We start from the raw sequence: 22,291 nt of genomic DNA on the forward strand, positions 1-22,291 counted from the left end.
GCCCCGTGACCGAGAACGCTCAGCAGCAGCCATCAGCGCCCCACACCGAACTGCCGACCCAGTACGCGCCGGCCGATGTAGAGGGGCCGCTGTACGAGCGCTGGGTGGAGCGGGGCTACTTCGAGGCCGACGCGAAGAGCGAGAAGCCTCCGTACACCATCGTCATCCCCCCGCCGAACGTCACGGGCAGCCTGCACCTGGGGCACGCCTTCCAGCACACGCTCATGGACGCTCTGACGCGCCGCAAGCGCATGCAGGGCTACGAGTCGCTGTGGCTGCCGGGCATGGACCACGCGGGCATCGCCACCCAGAACGTCGTCGAGCGTGAGCTCGGCAAGGAGGGCAAGTCCCGCCACGACCTGGGCCGCGAGGCGTTCATCGAGCGCGTCTGGCAGTGGAAGGACGAGTACGGCGGCAAGATCCTCGGCCAGATGCGCCGGCTCGGCGACGGCGTCGACTGGACCCGCGAGCGCTTCACGATGGACGAGGGCCTTTCGCAGGCGGTCCAGACCATCTTCAAGCGGCTCTACGACGACGAGCTGATCTACCGCGCCGAGCGCATCATCAACTGGTGTCCGCGCTGTCTCACCGCGATCTCCGACATCGAGGTCGAGTACCAGGACGACGACGGCGAACTCGTCTCCATGAAGTACGGCGAGGGGGACGACACCATCGTCGTCGCCACCACCCGAGCCGAGACGATGCTCGGCGACACCGCCGTCGCCGTCCACCCCGACGACGAGCGCTACAAGCACCTGGTCGGCAAGGAGATCCGCCTTCCGCTGACCGACCGCTCGATCCCGGTCGTCGCCGACACGCACGTCGACCCCGAGTTCGGCACCGGCGCCGTCAAGGTGACCCCGGCGCACGACCCGAACGACTTCGCCATCGGCCAGCGGCACGGCCTGGAGTCGCTGACCGTCATGGACGAACGCGGTGTCATCACCGTCCACGGCCCCTTCGAGGGACTGGACCGCTTCGAGGCGCGTTCGGCGATCGTCGCCGCCCTGCGCGCCGAGGGCCGGATCGTCGCCGAGAAGCGTCCGTACGTCCACTCCGTCGGCCACTGCTCCCGCTGCAAGACGACGCTGGAGCCCCGGCTGTCCATGCAGTGGTGGGTCAAGGTCGGCCCGCTGGCCCAGGCCGCCGGTGACGCCGTCCGTGACGGGCGGGTCGCCATCCACCCCGCCGACATGTCGAAGCGCTACTTCGACTGGGTCGACAACATGCACGACTGGTGCATCTCGCGTCAGCTGTGGTGGGGCCACCGCATCCCGGTCTGGTACGGCCCCGACGGCGAGGTCGTCTGCGTCGGTCCCGACGAGGAGCCGCCGACCGGCGAGGGCTGGACCCAGGACCCCGACGTCCTGGACACCTGGTTCTCCTCGGGCCTGTGGCCCTTCTCGACCCTCGGCTGGCCCGAACAGACCCCGGATCTCAAGAAGTTCTACACCACCGACGTCCTGCTGACCGGCCACGACATCATCTTCTTCTGGGTCGCCCGGATGATGATGTTCGGCCTGTACGCGATGGACGGCGAGGTCCCGTTCAAGACCATCACCCTGACCGGCCTGGTCCGCGACCAGTTCGGCAAGAAGATGTCCAAGTCCTCGGGCACCGCCGTGGATCCGCTGGACTGGATGAACGCGTACGGCTCCGACGCGGTCCGCTTCACCCTGGCCCGCGGCGCCAACCCCGGCACGGACGTCCCGATCGGCGAGGACTGGGTCCAGGCCTCCCGGAACTTCGCGAACAAGATCTGGAACGCCACCCGCTTCGCGCTGATGAACGGCGCGACGGTGGAGGGCCCCCTCCCGGACCCGTCCGAGATGACGGCGACGGACCGCTGGATCCTCTCCCGACTGAACAAGACGGTCGCCGAAGTCGACGCGTTCTACGACGACTTCCAGTTCGCCAAGCTCTCCGACGCCCTCTACCACTTCGCCTGGGACGAAGTCTTCGACTGGTACGTCGAGCTCTCCAAGACGACGTTCATGGCCGGCGGCGAGCCCGCCAAGGTCTCCGGCCGGGTCCTCGGCGAGGTCCTCGACGTCACCCTGAAGCTGCTGCACCCGATCGTCCCGTTCGTCACCGAGACCCTGTGGACGACGCTGACCGGCGGCGAGTCGGTCGTCGTCGCCGAGTGGCCGAAGGACAGTGGCTTCCGGGACCCGGCCGCCGAGCAGGAGATCGAGAGCCTGCAGAGCGTCATCACCGAGGTCCGCCGGTTCCGCGCCGACCAGGGTCTGCAGCCCGGACAGCGCGTCCCGGCCCGTCTCACCCTGGACGGCACGCCGTTCGCCGCGCACGAGGCGGCCGTCCGCCAGCTGCTGCGCCTGACGCCGGAGGGCGAGGACTTCTCGGCGACGGCGACTCTGCCCGTCGCGGGCGCCACGGTCGCCCTGGACCTCTCCGGCACGATCGACGTGGTCGCGGAGCGCAAGCGCCTGGCCAAGGATCTGGCGGCCGCCGAGAAGGAGAAGGCCCAGGCCGAGGCCAAGCTCGGCAACGAGGCCTTCCTGGCGAAGGCCCCGGACAACGTGGTCGACAAGATCCGCGGCCGCCTCGCCAAGGCGGACGACGACATCGCCCGCATCGGGACCCAGCTGGAAAGGCTGCCGCAGGCATAGCCGGCCCAGGGGCGCGGGGAACGTGCGCGACCGGCCGCCATGTTCCCCGCGCCCGCCGGACGACACCAGCCACCCCCCTGCCGTCGGCACTCTGTCAGCCCGCATCCGTAGACTGGGCCCGTGAGCGACAGCGACCCCTTCGACGAGATCATCGAGGCCGAGACCGAGCGAGACCCCGACCTCGCGGTCATCGAGGCCGGCAGCCGCACCCTGCGCACCCAGGGCGGTGCGGGGCAGGGCGATGTGCCCGCGCGTCCTGCGGATCCCGAGGTCGACAAGGCCCTGCGCGAGGTGGAGTCGGAACTGGCCACCCGCTGGGGCGAGACCAAGCTGGAGCCCTCCGTCAGCCGGATCTCCGCCCTGATGGACGTGCTGGGGGAACCGCAGCGCGCGTACCCGTCGATCCACATCACGGGCACCAACGGCAAGACGTCCACGGCCCGCATGATCGAGGCACTGCTCGGCGCCTTCGAGCTGCGCACCGGCCGCTACACGAGCCCGCACGTCCAGTCGATCACCGAGCGGATCAGCCTCGACGGCGTCCCGATCCCCGCCGAGCGGTTCATCGAGACGTACCAGGACATCAAGCCCTACGTCGAGATGGTCGACGGGTCGCAGGAGTACCGGCTGTCCTTCTTCGAGGTGCTCACCGGCATGGCGTACGCCGCCTTCGCGGACGCGCCGGTCGACGTGGCGGTCGTGGAAGTCGGCATGGGCGGCTCCTGGGACGCGACGAACGTGATCGACGGTGACGTCGCCGTCGTCACGCCCATCGATCTGGACCACACCGACCGGCTCGGTGAGACGCCCGCCGCGATCGCCGTCGAGAAGGGCGGGATCATCAAGCAGGACGCCACCGTCATCCTGGCCCAGCAGCCGGTCGACGCGGCCCAGGTCCTGCTGAAGAAGGCCGTGGAGGTCGACGCGACCGTGGCCCGGGAGGGCCTGGAGTTCGGCGTCGTCGCACGTCAGGTCGCCGTCGGCGGGCAGCTCGTCACCCTGCGCGGGCTGGGCGGCGAATACCCCGAGGTGTATCTGCCGCTGCACGGCGCCTACCAGGCGCACAACGCGGCCGTCGCGCTCGCCGCCGTCGAGGCGTTCTTCGGCGTGGGCGCCCAGCGCCCCGAGCCGCTCTACATCGACACGGTCCGCAAGGCCTTCGCGGGCGTCACCTCGCCGGGCCGCCTCGAAGTCGTCCGGCGCTCCCCGACCGTCGTCCTCGACGCCGCCCACAACCCGGCCGGCGCCCGCGCCACCGCCGAAGCCGTCAGCGAGGCCTTCGACTTCAGCCGGCTGATCGGCGTGGTCGGCGCCAGCGGCGACAAGAACGTGCGCGGGCTGCTGGAGGCCTTCGAGCCGATCTTCGCCGAGGTCGTCATCACCCAGAACTCCAGCCACCGCGCGATGGACGTCGACGAACTCGCCGCGATCGCCGTCGAGGTGTTCGGCGACGACCGCGTCCAGGTCGAGCCGCGGCTGCCCGACGCGCTGGAGGCCGCGATCACGCTCGCCGAGGAGGACGGCGAGTTCACCGGCGGCGGCGTGCTGGTCACCGGTTCCGTCATCACCGTCGGCGAGGCCCGACTGCTTCTCGGGAAGGGCTGAGGTCCCACACCATGCGTACGCTCTGTTCCTCGACCCTGATCGGCGAGTTCTTCATCATCGGCTTCGCCGGTCTCGTCGCGATGAAGGAACCCGATCTGTCCACGTCCACGGTGTGGACGGTCTGCGGCATCGCCATGCTCCTCAGCCTGCTGCTGTGCGGCATGGTCACCCGGCCCGGGGGCGTCGCCCTCGGCTGGGCCCTGCAGATCGCCCTCCTCGCATCCGGAATCTTCATCCCGATGATGTTCTTCATGGGGGCGATGTTCGGCGCCCTGTGGTGGGCTTCGGTGCACTACGGCAGAAAGGTCGACGAGGCGAAGGCGCGCTTCGCCGCACAGGCCGCCGCGGGCTCTCCGGATACCGCTGACGCTGCGTGACAAGTGGCCGGAAACGCCCTGTAACCTCATCCCACCGCACACCCCGGCACCAGCCCGGTCGTTGAAGTCGTAGAAGGAGTCACCTCGTGAGCCAGCGCACCCTCGTCCTGCTCAAGCCCGACGCGGTCCGTCGTGGCCTGACCGGCGAGATCATCAGCCGTATCGAGCGCAAGGCCGGCTGGCAGATCACCGCGCTGGAGCTGCGCACCCTGGACCAGGACACGCTGGAGCAGCACTACGGCGAGCACAAGGGCAAGCCCTTCTACGAGCCGCTGATGGTGTTCATGGCCTCCGGTCCGGTCGTCGCGCTGATCGTCGAGGGCGAGCGGGTCATCGAGGGCGTGCGCGCGCTCGCCGGTCCGACCGACCCGATCGCCGCCGCCCCCGGCTCCATCCGCGGTGACTTCGGCGTGATCGTCCGCGAGAACCTGATCCACGCCTCCGACTCCGAGGAGTCCGCCGAGCGCGAGGTGAAGATCTTCTTCCCCGGTCGCGGCTGAGGATCGGCCTCATCCGATCGAAGCGGTCTGAAGCGGTCTGAAGCGGGCGATCGAGGGAACGCGTATCCCCGAACGCCCGTCTCCAGAAGCGAACCCTCACAGCATCTGCAAACAATGGCGGAGACCGCTCCGCAGTGTTCGTGCAGGCGCGTTTACGATGGAAGCCTTCACGTCACAGCACCCACCTCGCCGACCTGATAAGCCCTCAAAAAGCTCATGGAAGGCCAGTCGAATCCTGATGGGGAACTCAATGTCGTTCATCGGCCGTGACATGGCTGTCGACCTCGGGACCGCCAACACGCTGGTGTACGTCAGGGGTCGCGGGATCGTACTCAACGAGCCGTCCGTCGTCGCGATCAACACCAACACCGGTGGCATCCTCGCGGTCGGCGCCGAAGCGAAGAAGATGATCGGGCGCACGCCGGGCAACATCGTCGCCGTGCGTCCGCTGAAGGACGGCGTCATCGCCGACTTCGAGATCACCGAGCGGATGCTCCGCTACTTCATCCTGAAGATCCACAAGCGGCGGTATCTGGCTCGGCCGCGAGTCGTCGTCTGTGTGCCCTCGGGCATCACGGGCGTCGAGCGCCGTGCCGTCATCGAGGCGTCGACCCAGGCCGGCGCCCGTCAGGTGCACATCATCGAGGAGCCCATGGCCGCGGCCATCGGCTCCGGCCTGCCGGTCCACGAGGCCACGGGCAACATGGTGGTGGACATCGGCGGCGGCACCACGGAGGTCGCGGTCATCTCGCTCGGCGGCATCGTCACCGCCCAGTCCATCCGTGTCGCGGGCGATGAACTGGACAACGCGATCATCCAGCACATCAAGAAGGAGTACTCGCTCCTTCTCGGTGAGCGGACGGCCGAACAGATCAAGATCACGATCGGTTCGGCGTACGACCTCGACGACGACCAGCACACCGAAATCCGTGGCCGGGACCTGGTGTCCGGGCTGCCCAAGACCGTCGTCATCTCGGCCGCCGAAGTGCGCAAGGCGATCGAGGAGCCGGTCAACGCCATCGTCGACGCCGTGAAGACCACCCTCGACAAGTGTCCGCCGGAGCTGTCCGGCGACATCATGGACCGCGGAATCGTTCTGACCGGCGGCGGAGCCCTGCTGCGCGGTCTGGACGAGCGGCTGCGCCGGGAGACCGGCATGCCCATTCACATCGCCGAGGACCCGCTGGACAGCGTGGCGCTCGGCTCCGGCAAGTGCGTCGAGGAGTTCGAGGCGCTCCAGCAGGTGCTGGACGCCGCGCCTCGCAGATGACGTAACGCTTCGGTTCCGCCGTACGAGGTGATCTCCTCTCGTGCGGCGGATCGTTGATATAGAGGCATAAGCTCCCACAAAGCGCCCTTGGTCATCTTGGCCCGGGGCTACGTGAATTCCTTTTTTCCTGATTCCTGATTCCTGGTTTTTTCTCTCGAGGAAGGGCACGGCCGCCGCACGTGAGGGACACACGAGAGAGCCGGCTGCTCCTGGTGCTGCTGGTCGCGATCGCGTTCGCGCTGATCACGGTGGACATCCGCGGCGGGGAGGACTCCCCGGTCGACGGCGCCCGGCAGGCCGCGGCCGCGGTCTTCGGTCCGATCGAGGACGGCGTGTCGTCGGCGGTGGATCCCGTCGGCAACGCCGTCTCCGCCGTCCGTGACTCCAATGAACGCCATGACCGACTCGCCGATCTGGAGCAGGAGAACGCGGCTCTCAAGGCGAAGCTCGGCAGCGACGACCGCAACCGCAGCCGGCTGGCGCAGCTCGACAAGATGCTGAAGATCGCCGGGGCCGGCCAGTACGGCATCAAGGGCGCGGAGGTCATCGCGATAGGAGCGGCCCAGGGCTTCTCCTGGACCATCACCATCGACGTCGGCGCGAACGACGGCGTCACGCGCGACATGACGGTCCTGAACGGGGACGGGCTGGTCGGGCGCGTCACCACCGTCGGCCCCCACACCGCGACCGTGCTGCTCGCCAACGACCCCGACTTCACCGTCGGCACCCGGATGGAGGCGTCCGACGAGCTCGGCTTCGCTTCCGGGCAGGGCGACCGGCCGCTGCGCGTCGAACTCCTCAACGGCAAGGCCGAGGTGAGGAAGGGCGACCGGCTGGTCACCTTCGGCTCGCAGGCCGACAGGCCCTTCGTGCCCGGCGTCCCCGTCGGCGTCGTCTCCCGCGTAGACCCCTCCGGCGGCGACCTCACCCGCACGCTCTACGTCACGCCGTACGTCAGCTTCACCAAGCTCGACATCGTGGGCGTGGTCGTCGAGGCCCCGAAGAAGGACCCGCGCGACACCGTGCTCCCGTCCAAGCCCAAGCCGGTGCCCACCCCGACGGTCACCGTCACGGTGACCCCGAACGCGTCCGTCGACGGCCAGCAAGAGCAGCAGTAGGAGCTGACAACCCCCATGCGCGTCAACCGGATCCTGCTCTCCGTCCCGCTGATCGTCGTCGCCCTGGTGATCCAGGTGAGCGTCCTCGCCCGCCTGCACCTCCCGGGCGCCGTCCCCGACCTCCTCCTGCTCACCGTCCTGGGCCTCGCCATGATCTACGGGCATGTCGGCGGCGCCCTGATCGGCTTCGGCGCCGGCCTCCTCGCCGACCTCGCCCCGCCCGCCGACCACGCGGCCGGCCGGTACGCGCTGGTGCTGTGCGTGATCGGCTATCTCGCCGGGCTCGTCAAGCCCGAGAGCGGGCAGATCAAGTCCGCCACCGGCCCGATGCTCGTGGTCGTCGGCGCCGCCATCGGCTCCACGCTGCTGTACGCCGGGGTCGGCGCGCTCGTCGGCGACACCGCCGCCCGCCATGTCGGCCTGACCGGCCTGCTGTTCACGGCCGCGCTGTACGACCTGCTGCTGGCCCCGTTCGTGGTCCCCGCGATCATGTTCCTGGCGCGGCGGGCCGACAACGACCCCCTCGCGGAGACCAACTCCGCCGCCAAGAGCCCCGACATCTCCTCCGGCTGGCTCTCCTCCGGGACGGGGCTGCGGATCGGCGGCCAGCGCAACGGCCTGAAGCTGAAGGCGGCCAAGTCGCGGGGGGCTCGGGCCGGCCGCATCAAGGGGGTCAAGCGGCTGTGAACACGGGCGGGTTCACCCGAACGATCACCCTGGCCTGCACCCGAACGATCACCTCGGGATTCACCCGAACGGGGAGGTTCCGGCGGAACGCGGGCCCACAGGCGGGTCGTTCATCATTCGTACGCACACACAGCTGCGCACACTCGTTCGCGTACTGAGAGGGGGAGACAGCCGCAGTGACCAATATTCCCGAGACCGGTCGGACACCACGGGTCCAGATCAGGCTCGTCGTGATCCAGATCCTCGTCCTCTCCCTGCTCGGCACCCTCGGCGGCCGCCTGTGGTACCTGCAGATCCGGGAGGGCGCGGAGTACGCCAAGGAGGCCTCCGGCAACCACGTCCAACAGGTCGTCGAGCCCGCCGTACGCGGCTCGATCCTGGACGCGCGCGGGGTGCCCCTGGCCGACAACGAGACACGGCTCGTGGTCTCCGCCTCCCGCACCGACCTGCTGAAGCAGCCGGACGACGGCAAGGCGGTCCTGGCCAAGCTGGCGGGCGTCCTCGGCATGACCCCGGAGGACGTCATGCTGAAGGTCCGGCTGTGCGACTCGGAGACGCCCCAGCCGTGCTGGAACGGCTCGCCGTACCAGCCGATCCCGATCACCGACGAGGCCACCGCCAAGCAGGCCCTGCAGATCCGCGAGCGCGCCGAGGACTTCCCCGGCATCACCGCCGAGCCCGAGGCCGTGCGCCGCTACCCCGCCCCCGGCCAGGCCAACACCGCCCAGGTCCTCGGCTACCTCTCCCCGGTCACCGACGGCGAGCTCACCAAGGCCCAGGACACCGACTCGCCCTATCTGCGCTCCGACCAGGTCGGCCGCTCGGGCCTGGAGCGCCAGTACGACAAGGAGCTGCGCGGCAAGGCCGGCGTCACCCGCTACGAGGTCGACAACCTCGGCCGCGTCATCGGCGAGGCCGAGGCGGACCCGGCCGAGCCCGGCTCCAACCTCGTCACCAGCATCGACGCCCGCGTCCAGCGGGTCGCCGAGTACGAGCTGAACGAGGCGATGAAGGAAGCCCGCAAGCAGCACGACCGCAACACCAACGAGAACTACAAGGCCGACTCCGGCGCGGTCGTCGTGATGGAGGTCAAGACCGGCCGCATCGTCGCCATGGCCTCCAACCCGACGTACGACCCGAACGCCTGGGTCGGCGGGATCTCCGCCAAGGACTACGCCCGGCTGACCGGCAAGTCCTCCAACTACCCGCTGCTCAACAGGGCCATACAGGGTCAGTCCGCGCCCGGCTCCACCTTCAAGGTGATCTCCACGGCGGGCGCCGTCGCGGCCGGCTACGACTTCAACGGCAACTACCCCTGCACCAGCTCCTACTCGGTCGGCGGCCAGGTCTTCAAGAACTTCGAGTCGCAGAGCTTCGGCTCCATCTCGCTGGGCCGGGCCCTGGAGGTCTCCTGCGACACCGTGTTCTACGGGCTCGCCCACAAGGAATGGCAGAAGGACGGCGGGATCAACCCGAAGAAGGGTGAGCCCAAGGACTACTTCTACAAGGCGGCCCACCAGTTCGGGCTCGGCAAGGAGACCGGCATCGACCTGCCCAACGAGGTCACCGGCCGCGTCCCCGACCGCCAGTGGAAGCAGTCCTACTGGGACGACAACAAGGACGGCTGGTGCAAGACCGGCAAGAAGGACGGCAGCTACGTCGAGAAGATCGCGTACGAGAACTGCCTCGAAGGCAACAAGATGCGCGCCGGTGACGAGATCAACTACTCCATCGGCCAGGGCGACACCCTCGTCACCCCGATCCAGATGGCCACGATCTACGCGGCGATCTCCAACGGCGGCACCCTGTACGACCCGACGGTCGGCAAGGCCATCGTCAGCGCCGACGGCAAGACGGTCACCGAGATCAAGCCCGAGTCGCACGGCAAGCTGCCGATAAGCAAGACCACGCTGAGCCAGATGGGCGAGGCCCTCGCGGGCGTCGCCACCCGCGGTACGGCCGCCTGGCGCTTCGCCCAGGTCGGCTGGCCCCAGGACAAGATCGCGATGCACGCCAAGACCGGCACCGCCGAGGTCTACGGCAAGCAGACGACGTCCTGGTTCACCACGTACACCAAGGACTACGCGGTCGTGATGACGATCTCGCAGGGTGGTACCGGTTCCGGCGCCTCCGGTCCGGCCGTGCGCAACATCTACGACGCGCTGTACGGCGTCTCCGACGACGGCAGGATCGACAAGAAGAACGCCCTGCTGCCCACCCCGCTGACGGCCCTGCCGAAGGTCCAGACGGACGGCACGATCAAGTCCCCGAAGATCTCCAAGGACCCGGCGAAGCAGCAGCGCCTCAGCCAGGAGGCCGCCCCGGAGCCGGACGAGACACAGGCGGCGGGCACCGCCCGGCAGAACACCAGCACCAACCGAGACACCCGCCGACGACGGCGGAAGAGGGGCAGCCGGAGGATGTGCACATGACCGGCGCGAACAGCTTCTCCGTCTCCGGATACGGGCCCCAGCGGGCCGGGTGGACCAAGGTCTTCGCCCGTGACTCGCTGGCCCGGCGGCTGGACTGGCCGATACTGCTCTCGGCGGTCTCCCTGTCGCTGATCGGCTCGCTCCTGGTCTACTCGGCGACCCGCAACCGCACCGAGATCAACCAGGGCGACCCGTACTACTTCCTCGTCCGGCACCTCATGAACACCGGCATCGGGATCTGCCTGATGATCGCCACGGTGTGGCTCGGCCACCGCACCCTGCGCAACGCGGTACCGGTGCTCTACGGCCTCTCGCTGCTCGGGATCCTCGCGGTGCTGACCCCGCTCGGCTCCACGGTCAACGGCGCGCACTCCTGGATCGTCCTCGGCGGCGGCTTCTCGCTCCAGCCCTCGGAGTTCGTGAAGATCTCGATCATCCTGGGCATGGCCATGCTGCTCGCGGCCCGGGTCGACGCGGGCGACAAGCCCTACCCCGACCACCGCACGGTCGTCCAGGCACTCGGTCTCGCGGCCGTTCCGATGCTGATCGTCATGCTGATGCCCGACCTCGGGTCGGTCATGGTCATGGTGCTGATCGTGCTGGGCGTGCTGCTGGCCTCCGGAGCCTCCAACCGCTGGATCTTCGGGCTGATCGGCGCGGGAGCGGCCGGCGCGATCACCGTCTGGCAGCTGCACATCCTGGACGAGTACCAGATCGCCCGTTTCGCCGCCTTCGCCAACCCCAGCCTCGACCCCGCCGGCGTCGGCTACAACACCAACCAGGCGCGGATCGCGATCGGTTCCGGCGGTCTGACCGGGTCCGGCCTGTTCCACGGTTCGCAGACCACGGGCCAGTTCGTCCCGGAACAGCAGACGGACTTCGTCTTCACCGTCGCCGGCGAGGAACTGGGCTTCATGGGCGGGGGCCTGATCATCGTCCTGCTCGGCGTGATCCTGTGGCGCGCCTGCCGCATCGCCCGCGAGACGACCGAGCTGTACGGCACGATCGTCGCCGCGGGCATCGTGGCCTGGTTCGCCTTCCAGTCCTTCGAGAACATCGGGATGACCCTGGGCATCATGCCGGTGACGGGCCTGCCGTTGCCGTTCGTCTCCTACGGAGGCTCGTCGATGTTCGCGGTGTGGGTCGCGATGGGGCTGTTGCAGTCCATCCGGGTGCAACGGCCGATGTCCGCGTAAACATCGGGACACCTTGCGGTTTCCCCGTGTTCATCCCTGATTGGCGGCCCAGGCGCACTGCCGCTCGGGGCCGAGTCCGACTAGATTCAATTCATGGCGGAGACGAAACGCGAGATCGAGCGCAAGTACGAATCCGAGGAGAGCGGGCTGCCCGACCTCACCGGCGTGGCCGGGGTCGCCTCCGTTCTCGACAAGGGCGTCGCCGAGCTGGACGCGATCTACTACGACACCTCCGACCTGCGGTTGGCCGCGGCCTCGATCACGCTGCGCCGCCGCACCGGCGGCTCGGACGCCGGCTGGCATCTGAAACTGCCGGTCGAGGCCGGAGTCAGGGACGAGATCAGAGCCCCGCTCTCCGACGACGTGCCCGAAGAGCTCGCCGGGCTGGTGCGCTCCCGGGTTCGGGAGGGACAGCTGGTGCCCGTGGTGCGGCTGCGCTCCAGCCGCGACATCCGCGACCTCGTGGACGCCGAGGGCCGGCTGCTCGCCGAGGCCAGCGTGGACGCCGTCCGGGCGGACCGGCTGTTCGGCGGCGAGGGCAGCGCCCAGTGGACCGAGATCGAGGTGGAGCTCGCCGACGGCGGCGACCCGGCCCTGCTCGACAAGGTGGAGAAGCGGCTGCGCAAGGCGGGCGTACGGCCGTCGAAGTCGGCGTCGAAGCTGGCGCGGGCGCTGACGGAGACCGTGTCGAAGAAGCAGCGCCGCAAGAAGGCGAAGGCGGCCGGGGAGGGGGCCGGGCAGGGGGAGGGGTCTTCCGTCCGGGAGCCCGGGACCGCGGGCGATCATGTGCTTGCGTACGTCCGCGCCCAGCGGGACGCGATCGTCGAGCTCGATCCTGCCGTCCGCCAGGAGGCCGAGGAGTCGGTGCACGACATGCGCGTCGCCACCCGTCGGCTGCGCAGCACCTTCCGTTCCTTCGGCAAGGTCCTGGACCGGACCGTCACCGACCCGATCGGCGACGAGCTGAAGTGGCTCGCCGGCGAGCTGGGCGTGGGCCGCGACCACGAGGTGCTCGGCGAACGCCTCACGGCCGGCCTCGACGAAGTGCCGCACACCCTGGTCTCCGGCCCGGTCCGCGAACGGCTGCGGACCTGGGACAAGGCCGGGCGCCGAGGCTCGCGCGCGCGGCTGCTCGGCGTCCTGGACTCCAAGCGCTATCTGACCCTGCTCGACATCCTCGACGCGCTGGTCGCCGACCCGCCGGTGCTGGAGGCGGCCGCCGGCAAGCCGTCCAAGGTGCTCGCCAAGGCCGTGCGCAAGGACTTCGGCAAGGTGTCCGAGCTGATCGAGCGGGCCCTGGCGCAGCCGTCCGGCCATGAACGCGACGAAGCCCTGCACGAGGCGCGCAAGAAGGCCAAGCGGACGCGCTACGCGGCGGAGACCGCCACCCCGGCGATCGGCGGCCCGGCCAAGACCCTGACCAGGTCCATGAAGTCGCTGCAGAGCCTGCTCGGCGAACACCAGGACAGCGTCATGGCCCGCCAAACCCTGCGCGAGCTGTCCGCCGTGGCGCACGCGGCGGGGGAGAGCGCGTTCACCTACGGGCTGCTCTACGGCCATGAGGAACGCCGGGCGGAGCTGGCGGAGGCGGCGCTGCCGCAGGCGTGGGAGACGATCCGGGGCGACATGGACGTATAGCCGGGAGACAGGGGTTCAAGGGGGTCGGCGGCGAGGCCGTCCGGGGCGAGGGAGTCCTTCGACCGGGTTAGGCTTGATGGTCACTCCTGCCGCACCGCTGTCTCACCCCTGTCAGCTCAGCTCACGAAGGTAATGCCGCGATGTCTGTCGAATCGGTCTTCCCGCAGCTCGAAGCCTTGCTCCCGCATGTGCAGAAGCCGATCCAGTACGTGGGCGGCGAGCTCAACTCCACGGTCAAGCCCTGGGAGTCCTGCGACGTCCGCTGGGCCCTGATGTACCCGGACGCCTACGAGGTCGGTCTGCCCAACCAGGGCGTCATGATCCTCTACGAGGTGCTGAACGAGCAGCAGGGCGTCCTCGCCGAGCGCACGTACAGCGTGTGGCCGGACCTGGAGGCGCTGATGCGGGAGCACGGCGTCCCGCAGTTCACGGTGGACGGCCACCGGCCGGTGAAGGCCTTCGACGTGTTCGGGCTGTCCTTCTCCACGGAGCTGGGCTACACCAACATGCTGACGGCGCTGGACCTGGCGGGCATCCCGCTGGAGTCCAAGGACCGCGGCCTCGACGACCCGATCGTCCTCGCGGGCGGCCACGCGGCCTTCAACCCCGAGCCGATCGCGGACTTCGTCGACGCGGTGGTCATCGGCGACGGCGAGCAGGCCGTGCTGGACATGACGAAGATCATCCGGGAGTGGAAGGCGGAGGGCCGCCCGGGCGGCCGCGAGGAGGTCCTCTTCCGCCTCGCGAAGACGGGCGCGGTGTACATCCCGGCGTTCTACGACGTCGAGTACCTGCCGGACGGCCGGATCGCCCGCGTCGTGCCGAACAAGTCGGGTGTCCCGTGGCGCGTGTCGAAGCACACGGTCATGGACCTGGACGAGTGGCCCTACCCCAAGCAGCCCCTCGTCCCCCTGGCCGAGACGGTGCACGAGCGCATGTCGGTGGAGATCTTCCGCGGCTGCACCCGCGGCTGCCGTTTCTGCCAGGCCGGCATGATCACCCGCCCGGTGCGCGAGCGCTCCATCACGGGCATCGGCGACATGGTGGAGAAGGGCCTGAAGGCGACCGGCTTCGAGGAGGTCGGCCTGCTGTCGCTGTCCAGCGCCGACCACAGCGAGATCGGCGAGGTCGCCAAGGGGCTGGCGGACCGCTACGAGGCGGACAAGATCGGCCTGTCCCTCCCCTCCACCCGCGTGGACGCCTTCAACGTCGACCTGGCGAACGAGCTGACCCGCAACGGCCGCCGCTCGGGCCTCACCTTCGCCCCCGAGGGCGGCTCCGAGCGCATGCGCAAGGTCATCAACAAGATGGTCTCGGAAGAGGACCTGATCAGGACGGTCTCCACGGCGTACGGCAACGGCTGGCGTCAGGTGAAGCTGTACTTCATGTGCGGCCTGCCGACCGAGACGGACGACGACGTCCTGCAGATCGCCGACATGGCGATGAACGTGATCGCCGAGGGCCGCAAGGTCTCCGGCCAGAACGACATCCGCTGCACGGTCTCGATCGGCGGCTTCGTCCCCAAGCCCCACACCCCCTTCCAGTGGGCCCCGCAGCTCTCGGCGGAGGAGACGGACGCCCGCCTGACGAAGCTCCGCGACAAGATCCGCGGCGACAAGAAGTACGGCCGCTCGATCGGCTTCCGCTACCACGACGGCAAGCCCGGCATCGTGGAGGGCCTGCTGTCCCGCGGCGACCGCCGGGTCGGCGCCGTCATCCGGGCCGTCTACGAGGACGGCGGCCGCTTCGACGGCTGGCGCGAGCACTTCTCCTACGACCGCTGGATGGCCTGCGCCGACAAGACACTGCCCGCCTTCGGCGTGGACGTCGACTGGTACACGACCCGCGAGAAGACCTACGAGGAAGTCCTGCCCTGGGACCACCTGGACTCGGGCCTCGACAAGGACTGGCTCTGGGAGGACTGGCAGGACGCCCTCGACGAAACAGAGGTCGAGGACTGCCGCTGGACCCCCTGCTTCGACTGCGGAGTGTGCCCCGCGATGGACACCCACATCCAAATCGGCCCGACCGGCAAGAAGTTGCTGCCGCTGACGGTGAAGCAGCCTGCTGTCAGTGGGCATGTGCACTGAGGTGGGTGGTTTTTGAGGGGGGCTCAGGTGTGCATCCGGTGGGGGCGGATGTAGCGTCTTCGGGTATATGGACCTGGAGAAATCGCCCGTCGAACCGCTTGCCCGGCCGTCTGCGCAGTCGCCCGAAGGGTGTCTTGTCGTGGCGGTTCGGTTGCCGGTGCGGATTGTCGTGCTGGTGTTGGTCCTGCCCGTGCGGATGGCGTGGGATGCGCTCGTCGTCGTGGGGCGGCTGCTTCGGGACAGCGTGTTGCGGCCGGTCGGGCGGGGGCTCGTGTGGCTGGGGAAGGCGCTGTTCGTCTGGCCGTTGATCGGGCTGTGGCGGTATGTCGTCGTGCCGGTGTGCAGAGCGCTCGGTTGGCTCGGGAACGTGCTGGTGGTCGTGCCGGTGGTGTGGGTGTGCCGGTACGTTCTCGCTCCGGTCGGGCGGGGGCTCGCGTGGGTGTACGCGCGGGTGCTCACGCCCGTGGGACAGGCCGTCCTCTGGGTGGTGAAGGGGATCTGCGTCGGTGCGTACCGCGGCGTCGCGTGGCTCGGGCGGTATCTGGTCGTCCTGCCCGGCCGGTGGGTCTATGCGTGGGTTCTCGCGCCGGTCGGGCGGGCGATCGCCTGGTGTGCGCGCGGGGTGGGGTGGTTCCTGGGGGTGCTGGGCAGCGGGATCGGGCTCGTCCTGTACTGGACGGCCAGGGTGCTGGTCGTGCTGCCGGCGCTTGCGCTGTGGCGCTGGGTGCTCGTCCCCGTCGGGCGCGTCCTCGCCGTCGTCGCGCGCGAGGTGGGGGTCGCCCTCGGGCATGCGTGGCGGATCGCGGGACGGATCTCGCTCGCCGTCGGACGGTTCCTCGGGACGCTCTTCCGGTGGATCTTCGTGGAGCCCGTGCGCTGGGTGTACCGGACCGTTCTCACCCCGATCGGGCACCTCGTCCGGGACGCCGTGCTGCGTCCCGCCGCCCGGGCCGCGCGCAGCGTGAGCCGGGCCACCCGGCAGGCCCTGGCCGCCGCCCGCGAGACGGCACGGCAGGCCCGCGCGGACGTCCGCCGCATGCTTTTCGGGGAGCCGCGGCAGCGGGAGGCGGTCCTCCGTCGGGAACCATCGGCGGACGAGACACGTACTCTTGGTAGCAGCACGACCGCTCTCACGAAGGACTGAACGACACTGGGCAAGCGACAGCCCGAAGGCCCGCCGCCCGCACCCGCGGTGCAGCGCATCCGACTGCGCTACACCAAGCGCGGCCGCCTCCGGTTCACCAGCCACCGTGACTTCCAGCGTGCTTTCGAGCGCGCGTTGCGCCGTGCCGAGGTGCCGATGGCGTACTCGGCGGGGTTCACGCCGCACCCGAAGGTGTCGTACGCCAATGCCGCACCCACCGGCACGGGCAGTGAGGCGGAGTACCTGGAGATCGCGCTCACCGCGGCGCGCGACCCGGAGAAGCTGAGAGCTCTGCTCGACGAGTCGCTGCCCACCGGGCTCGACGTCGTCGACGCGGTCGAGGCCCGGACCTCGGGTCTCGCCGACCGGCTGACGGCCTCCGTATGGGAGCTGCGGCTGGCCGGCGTGGACCCGGCCGACGCCGCTCGCGCGGTGGACGCCTTCAACGAGGCCGACGTCGTAGAGGTCCAGCGCATGGCCAAGAACGGCGTCCGCACCTTCGACGCCCGTGCCGCGGTCGTACAACTTGAAACGCACAGTGAACCTGCTGATAGGCCGACCGACCAGCCCTGTGCGATACTGCGGCTGGTTGTTCGGCACGTGACGCCTGCCGTTCGACCCGACGACGTCCTGTCCGGTCTCCGCGCCGTGGCCGACCTGGCGCCGCCGGTCCCCGCTGCGGTGACCAGGCTGGCGCAGGGGCTGTTCGATGAAGAGACCGGCACGGTGACCGACCCGCTCGCGCCCGACCGCGAGGCAGCTCAGGCCCCTACAACGGCCGATCCCGCTGCCGCCGCGAAGGCGCCCGCGTAGGGAAGGTTCCGCGATGGGACGGACGTCGTAGCGCCGCCCTCGTACTCGGGAGCCACCTGGGTCGGGCAGCGCACCGACCAGAAGACTTTCGCCAGGCCGTACGCATTCGGCGTACGGAACCGGCGAGACAGGACACAGAGAGCTCCCGTGCGGCGCCCGCGCCCCGGACGGCGGCACCGCGCATCGCGCGAGCCGCGGACGTCAACGGTGATCGATCCTTCGTGATCGACGCCGGACCAGGCGCGGCGCCCGGGAGCCTGACGGGAGAAACGCCCGCATGCTCGAGCCAACCGAATCCACAGAGTCCGTGACGGACTCCGAAGCGAACAGCCCCAGCGACACCCTGCCGCCGCGTCGTCGGCGCAGGGCCGCTTCCCGGCCGGCGGGTCCGCCGGTCGGCACCGCCGACACCGCGGCCGAGATCACCGAGCCGGCCATACCGGCCGTCGAGTCCGCCGAGCAGTTGGCGGAGGAGGACGTCCTCGACGACGCCCTCAAGACCGACGACGACGCCCAGGCCGACGCCAAGGCGGCAGAGGTCGTCGAGGCCGCTCCTCGTGCGCGGCGCCGGGCCACCCGGCGCGCCTCCGCGCCCGCCGGGGCTCCGGCCGCCGCCGAGGTCGCCGAGACCGTCGTGCCCGTGGCCGCCGCCGAGGTGAGCGCACCGGCCGTCGAGGAAGCTCCCGCCGAGGAGGCCGCGGCCGAGGACGCCGCTCCGCGCCGTGCCCGGCGCCGGGCCACGCGCCGTGTGACCACGCCCGCCGAGGTCGCTGCCGAGGAGACCGCCGCCGTATCCCAGCCGGAGCCCGTCGCCGAGGCGGCGGAGGCGGCCGAAGAGGTCGTCGAGGCCGCTCCCCGTACGCGGCGCAGGGCGTCTCGTCGGGCCACCGCGCCCGCCGGCGCTCCCGAGGCGGAGACGCCCGCCGTCGTCGCCGAGGCCGAAGTTCCGGCTGCGGCCGCGGAGGAGGCGCCCGCCGAGGTCGCCGAAGCCGCTCCCCGGACCCGCCGTCGCGCCACGCGCCGCGTCTCCGCGCCCGCCGAGGCCGAGGCGCCCGAGGTCTCTGAGACCGCCGAGGCCGCCGTCGAGCCCGCCGCCGTCGCTGCCGCCGTCGAAGAGCCGAAGGCTCCCGAGGCGCCCGCCGCTCAGGCCGTTCAGGCCGATGACGACGCCGGTTCGCGGCGCGGGCGTCGGCGTGTGGTCCGTCGGGCCGCCGGTGGCTTCTCCGCCCCCGAGCCCGTGAAGGGCAACGGCGAGGACGACGCGCCGCGTCGTCCGGCGCGGCCCGCGGTCGCCGTGTTCCAGGCGCCCGTGTTCGCCGAGCCGCAGTTCCAGACCCCGCTGCGGGCCGCGGCCGAGGCGGCCGCCGCCGAGGCGGAGACCGCCGAGGTCGAGGAGCCCGAGGAGGCTCAGCCGGCCCAGGAGCTCACCGAGGAGCCGACCGGTTCGCGCCGCCGTCGTCGCCGCCGCGGCGCCGGTTTCGGCGACGAGCCCGAGACCGGCCGCACCGCCGCGCCCGCCGCGCCCGCCGAGACCCCCGCCGCCGAGGACGAGGCGGAGAGCGAGTCGGAGGAGCCCGAAGACGTCGACGAGGTCGACGAGGGTGACGACGACACCGAGGAGACCGGTTCGCGTCGCCGTCGCCGCCGTGGCGGCCGTCGCCGTCGCCGTGGCGATGCCGCCGACGGCGAGGGCGACTCCGGGGACGACGAGGTCGCCGCCGAGCAGGCCGCGCAGGACGCCGAGGACACCGCCGAGCAGGAGGACGAGGACGCGGAGGACGAGGACTCGGCCGGTGGCTCCACCGCCGGCAGCCGTCGCCGCCGTCGCCGTCGCCGTCGGGCCGGTGACTCCTCCGGCGAGGCCGAGCAGCCGGGCGACGGAGACCCGGAGCGCACGGTCGTCAAGGTCCGTGAGCCGCGCAAGCCCTCCGAGCCGTCCGACGAGGTGCAGTCCATCAAGGGCTCGACCCGTCTCGAGGCGAAGAAGCAGCGCCGCCGGGAAGGCCGCGAGCAGGGCCGCCGCCGGGTGCCGATCATCACCGAGGCCGAGTTCCTGGCCCGCCGCGAGGCCGTCGAGCGGGTGATGGTCGTCCGCCAGAGCGGCGAGCGCACCCAGATCGGCGTCCTGGAAGACAACGTGCTCGTCGAGCACTACGTGAACAAGGAGCAGTCGACCTCCTACGTCGGCAACGTGTACCTGGGCAAGGTGCAGAACGTGCTGCCGTCGATGGAGGCCGCCTTCATCGACATCGGCAAGGGGCGCAACGCCGTCCTGTACGCCGGCGAGGTCAACTTCGAGGCGCTCGGCATGGCCAACGGGCCGCGCCGCATCGAGGCCGCCCTGAAGTCGGGCCAGTCGGTCCTCGTCCAGGTGACGAAGGACCCGATCGGCCACAAGGGCGCCCGGCTGACCAGCCAGGTCTCCCTCCCGGGCCGCTACCTCGTGTATGTGCCCGAGGGCTCGATGACCGGCATCAGCCGCAAGCTGCCCGACACCGAGCGGGCCCGGCTGAAGACGATCCTCAAGAAGATCGTCCCCGAGGACGCGGGCGTCATCGTGCGCACCGCCGCCGAGGGCGCGAGCGAGGACGAGCTGCGCCGTGACGTCGAGCGGCTGCAGGGGCAGTGGGAGGACATCCAGAAGAAGGCGAAGAACGGCGGCAACGCCCCGACGCTGCTGTACGGCGAGCCGGACATGACCGTCCGGGTCGTGCGCGACATCTTCAACGAGGACTTCACCAAGGTCATCGTCAGCGGTGACGAGGCCTGGTCGACCATCCACGGGTACGTCTCGCACGTCGCGCCCGACCTGGCCGAGCGGCTGTCGAAGTGGACCTCCGAGGTCGACGTCTTCGCCACCTACCGGATCGACGAGCAGCTCGCCAAGGCGCTGGACCGCAAGGTCTGGCTGCCCAGCGGCGGTTCGCTGGTGATCGACCGGACCGAGGCGATGGTCGTCGTCGACGTCAACACCGGCAAGTTCACCGGTCAGGGCGGCAACCTCGAGGAGACGGTCACCAGGAACAACCTGGAGGCGGCCGAGGAGATCGTGCGTCAGCTGCGGCTGCGCGACCTCGGCGGCATCATCGTGATCGACTTCATCGACATGGTGCTGGAGTCCAACCGGGACCTGGTGCTGCGCCGCCTCCTGGAGTGCCTGGGCCGCGACCGTACGAAGCACCAGGTCGCCGAGGTGACCTCGCTGGGGCTGGTGCAGATGACCCGTAAGCGGGTCGGGCAGGGCCTGCTGGAGTCGTTCTCCGAGACCTGCGTGCACTGCAACGGGCGCGGGGTCATCGTCCACATGGAGCAGCCGACCGCGGTCGGCGGCGGTGGCAAGCGCAAGAAGCGCGGTCGCGGTGGCGACGTCCACGAGCACGAGCACGAGCACGAGGCCGCTGCGGCCACCGAGGTCGCAGAGACGCTGGTGGGCGTCGAGGAGGAGGCGGAGAGCGAGGCCGAGGTCGCCGCCGAGGCGGCCGAGCCGATCGCGCTCCCGGCCCCCGACTATGCGCCCGACGAGGAGCTGTACAGCAGCATCGCCGAGGCGGAGGCCGCCGCCACGCGTGGTCGGGGCCGGCGTCGGGCGAGCCGCCGGGCGTCCGCTCCGGCGGGTGCGCCGCGCGGAGGCGCTTCGCGCAGGTCGGGCGGTGCCGAGGCGGTCGAGCAGGTCGAGGCAGTCACCGAGCCGGTCGCCGAGCCGGTCGTGGAGGCGCCCGCCGCGCAGGAGGCCGTCGTCGAGGCGGTCGTCGCGCAGGCCGAGCCGGTCGCCGTCGAGGACCCGGTCGTCGAGACGCCGGAGGCTCCGGTCGTCGACGAGGCCGCGCCCAAGGGGCGTACGCGCCGTCGCGCCACCCGCAAGGTGTCCGCGCCGGCCGGTTCGCCCGCGGGTGCGGAGGCCGCCGTCGTGACGGTCGCCGAGCCGGCGCCCGCGCAGGCTCCGGTCGCCGAGGCGCCCGCCGCCGAGGTCGCTCCGGTGGAGCAGCCCGAGGCCGAGCAGGTCGCCGAGCCCGTCGTCGAGAGCGCGGCCCCGGCCCGCCCGCGGCGTCGTGCCGTGCGCAAGGCCACCGCGCCGACCGCGTCCGAGGAGACGGCCGTCGTGGTCGTCCCGTCGGCCCCGGCGGAGGCCGCCGCCGAGGCGGCCGAGGCCGAGGCGGCCGAGGCGCCCGTCGAGGAGACGGACGCGGAGGCGGCTCCGGCGAAGAAGACGGCCGCGCGCAAGACGGCGAAGAAGGCCACCGCGAAGAAGGCGGCCACCAAGAAGACGGTCGCGGCCAAGAAGACGGCCGCGAAGAAGACCGTCGCCAAGAAGACGACGGCGAAGAAGGCCGCGTCGAAGAAGACGGCGGCGGCGCAGCAGAGCGTGCCGTCCGTCACAGCCTCCACCGAGGACTGACGTTCGTCCGAGTGAACGGCGGTGCGGGCATCCGGGACCATCGGATGCCCGCTCCGCCGGCCCCGCGAGGTGGGCGTCCACGTGCCGTGTCGCAGTGAGTTCACAGGGGAGTTACTCTGTGTCTCGCTGTGGTGCAGCCCACCCGTACGGTGGGTTTCGCTGTGGTAACCCTAGGGAAAATCGCCGTCCGCAGGCTGGTAACGTGCACCGTGGTCCCGGTGGCCAGAGACATGCACACCGTGACCACAGCCGCTGAGCACATCCGGTCTTCACCGCCGGACACGGCTGACTTCCCGCACGGAACCCTTTGGGGGGAGCGGGGTCCTGTATACAAGCCGTCCGCCCGCACCGAGGCTCGGCGGACAACCAGGGATGCGGCCGTGCTGAGCATCGAC

Annotated in this window: 14 protein-coding genes; all 14 read left to right on the forward strand. The window is 70.4% G+C overall.

Going from position 1 to position 22,291, the window contains the following annotated elements; genetic code table 11:
• Positions 1–5: 5 nt before the first annotated feature.
• On the forward strand, positions 6–2,630 hold the full coding sequence (locus ACWCPF_RS40425) for a valine--tRNA ligase (RefSeq protein ID WP_451050130.1): 2,625 nt from the start codon (positions 6–8) through the stop codon (positions 2,628–2,630).
• Positions 2,631–2,750: 120 nt separating this feature from the next.
• Positions 2,751–4,235 carry a bifunctional tetrahydrofolate synthase/dihydrofolate synthase gene (gene folC / locus ACWCPF_RS40430; protein ID WP_451050131.1) on the forward strand — a complete coding sequence of 495 codons (1,485 nt, stop codon included), beginning with the start codon at positions 2,751–2,753 and terminating at the stop codon, positions 4,233–4,235.
• An 11-nt stretch (positions 4,236–4,246) separates the two neighbouring features.
• Positions 4,247–4,612 (forward strand): DUF4233 domain-containing protein, encoded by a 366-nt coding sequence (locus ACWCPF_RS40435; protein WP_451050132.1) that lies wholly within the window; start codon positions 4,247–4,249, stop codon positions 4,610–4,612.
• 86 nt (positions 4,613–4,698) lie between these two features.
• Positions 4,699–5,112 (forward strand): nucleoside-diphosphate kinase, encoded by a 414-nt coding sequence (gene ndk, locus ACWCPF_RS40440; protein ID WP_451050133.1) that lies wholly within the window; start codon positions 4,699–4,701, stop codon positions 5,110–5,112.
• 250 nt (positions 5,113–5,362) lie between these two features.
• Positions 5,363–6,382 carry a rod shape-determining protein gene (locus ACWCPF_RS40445; protein WP_020127820.1) on the forward strand — a complete coding sequence of 340 codons (1,020 nt, stop codon included), beginning with the start codon at positions 5,363–5,365 and terminating at the stop codon, positions 6,380–6,382.
• Between the two features lie 179 nt (positions 6,383–6,561).
• Complete coding sequence (gene mreC, locus ACWCPF_RS40450; RefSeq protein WP_451050134.1) at positions 6,562–7,500, forward strand: rod shape-determining protein MreC; 939 nt, start codon at positions 6,562–6,564, stop codon at positions 7,498–7,500.
• Positions 7,501–7,515: 15 nt separating this feature from the next.
• A complete protein-coding gene (mreD, locus tag ACWCPF_RS40455; RefSeq protein WP_451050135.1) occupies positions 7,516–8,187 on the forward strand; it encodes a rod shape-determining protein MreD in 672 nt (223 codons plus the stop codon).
• A 176-nt stretch (positions 8,188–8,363) separates the two neighbouring features.
• Positions 8,364–10,619: a penicillin-binding protein 2 gene (gene mrdA / locus ACWCPF_RS40460; RefSeq protein WP_451050136.1), complete on the forward strand. Its 2,256-nt coding sequence runs from the start codon at positions 8,364–8,366 to the stop codon at positions 10,617–10,619.
• Positions 10,616–11,815, forward strand: a complete 1,200-nt coding sequence (gene rodA / locus ACWCPF_RS40465; protein WP_451050137.1) for a rod shape-determining protein RodA — start codon at positions 10,616–10,618, stop codon at positions 11,813–11,815. Before mrdA ends, rodA begins: the two co-directional genes overlap by 4 nt.
• A gap of 93 nt (positions 11,816–11,908) precedes the next feature.
• Entirely contained in the window at positions 11,909–13,453 is a 1,545-nt protein-coding gene (locus tag ACWCPF_RS40470; RefSeq protein ID WP_451050138.1) for a CYTH and CHAD domain-containing protein, read from the forward strand.
• Between the two features lie 140 nt (positions 13,454–13,593).
• Positions 13,594–15,543: a TIGR03960 family B12-binding radical SAM protein gene (locus ACWCPF_RS40475; protein WP_451050139.1), complete on the forward strand. Its 1,950-nt coding sequence runs from the start codon at positions 13,594–13,596 to the stop codon at positions 15,541–15,543.
• 67 nt (positions 15,544–15,610) lie between these two features.
• Positions 15,611–16,687: a hypothetical protein gene (locus tag ACWCPF_RS40480; RefSeq protein ID WP_451050140.1), complete on the forward strand. Its 1,077-nt coding sequence runs from the start codon at positions 15,611–15,613 to the stop codon at positions 16,685–16,687.
• Between the two features lie 48 nt (positions 16,688–16,735).
• The gene (locus tag ACWCPF_RS40485) at positions 16,736–17,500 is read left to right on the forward strand and encodes a TIGR03936 family radical SAM-associated protein (RefSeq protein WP_451050141.1); all 765 of its coding nucleotides are present in this window, start codon (positions 16,736–16,738) and stop codon (positions 17,498–17,500) included.
• A 277-nt stretch (positions 17,501–17,777) separates the two neighbouring features.
• Entirely contained in the window at positions 17,778–21,896 is a 4,119-nt protein-coding gene (locus ACWCPF_RS40490) for an Rne/Rng family ribonuclease (protein ID WP_451050142.1), read from the forward strand.
• Positions 21,897–22,291 lie beyond the last annotated feature (395 nt).

The organism is Streptomyces sp. NPDC001858 (assembly GCF_053594615.1).

Coding starts and splice junctions, on each gene's coding strand:
- ACWCPF_RS40435 (WP_451050132.1), top strand. CDS start 4,247: ATGCGTACGCTCTGTTCCTCGACCCTGATCGGCGAGTTCTTCATCATC.
- ACWCPF_RS40445 (WP_020127820.1), top strand. CDS start 5,363: ATGTCGTTCATCGGCCGTGACATGGCTGTCGACCTCGGGACCGCCAAC.
- mreD (WP_451050135.1), top strand. CDS start 7,516: ATGCGCGTCAACCGGATCCTGCTCTCCGTCCCGCTGATCGTCGTCGCC.
- rodA (WP_451050137.1), top strand. CDS start 10,616: ATGACCGGCGCGAACAGCTTCTCCGTCTCCGGATACGGGCCCCAGCGG.
- ACWCPF_RS40470 (WP_451050138.1), top strand. CDS start 11,909: ATGGCGGAGACGAAACGCGAGATCGAGCGCAAGTACGAATCCGAGGAG.
- ACWCPF_RS40475 (WP_451050139.1), top strand. CDS start 13,594: ATGTCTGTCGAATCGGTCTTCCCGCAGCTCGAAGCCTTGCTCCCGCAT.
- ACWCPF_RS40480 (WP_451050140.1), top strand. CDS start 15,611: ATGGACCTGGAGAAATCGCCCGTCGAACCGCTTGCCCGGCCGTCTGCG.
- ACWCPF_RS40490 (WP_451050142.1), top strand. CDS start 17,778: ATGCTCGAGCCAACCGAATCCACAGAGTCCGTGACGGACTCCGAAGCG.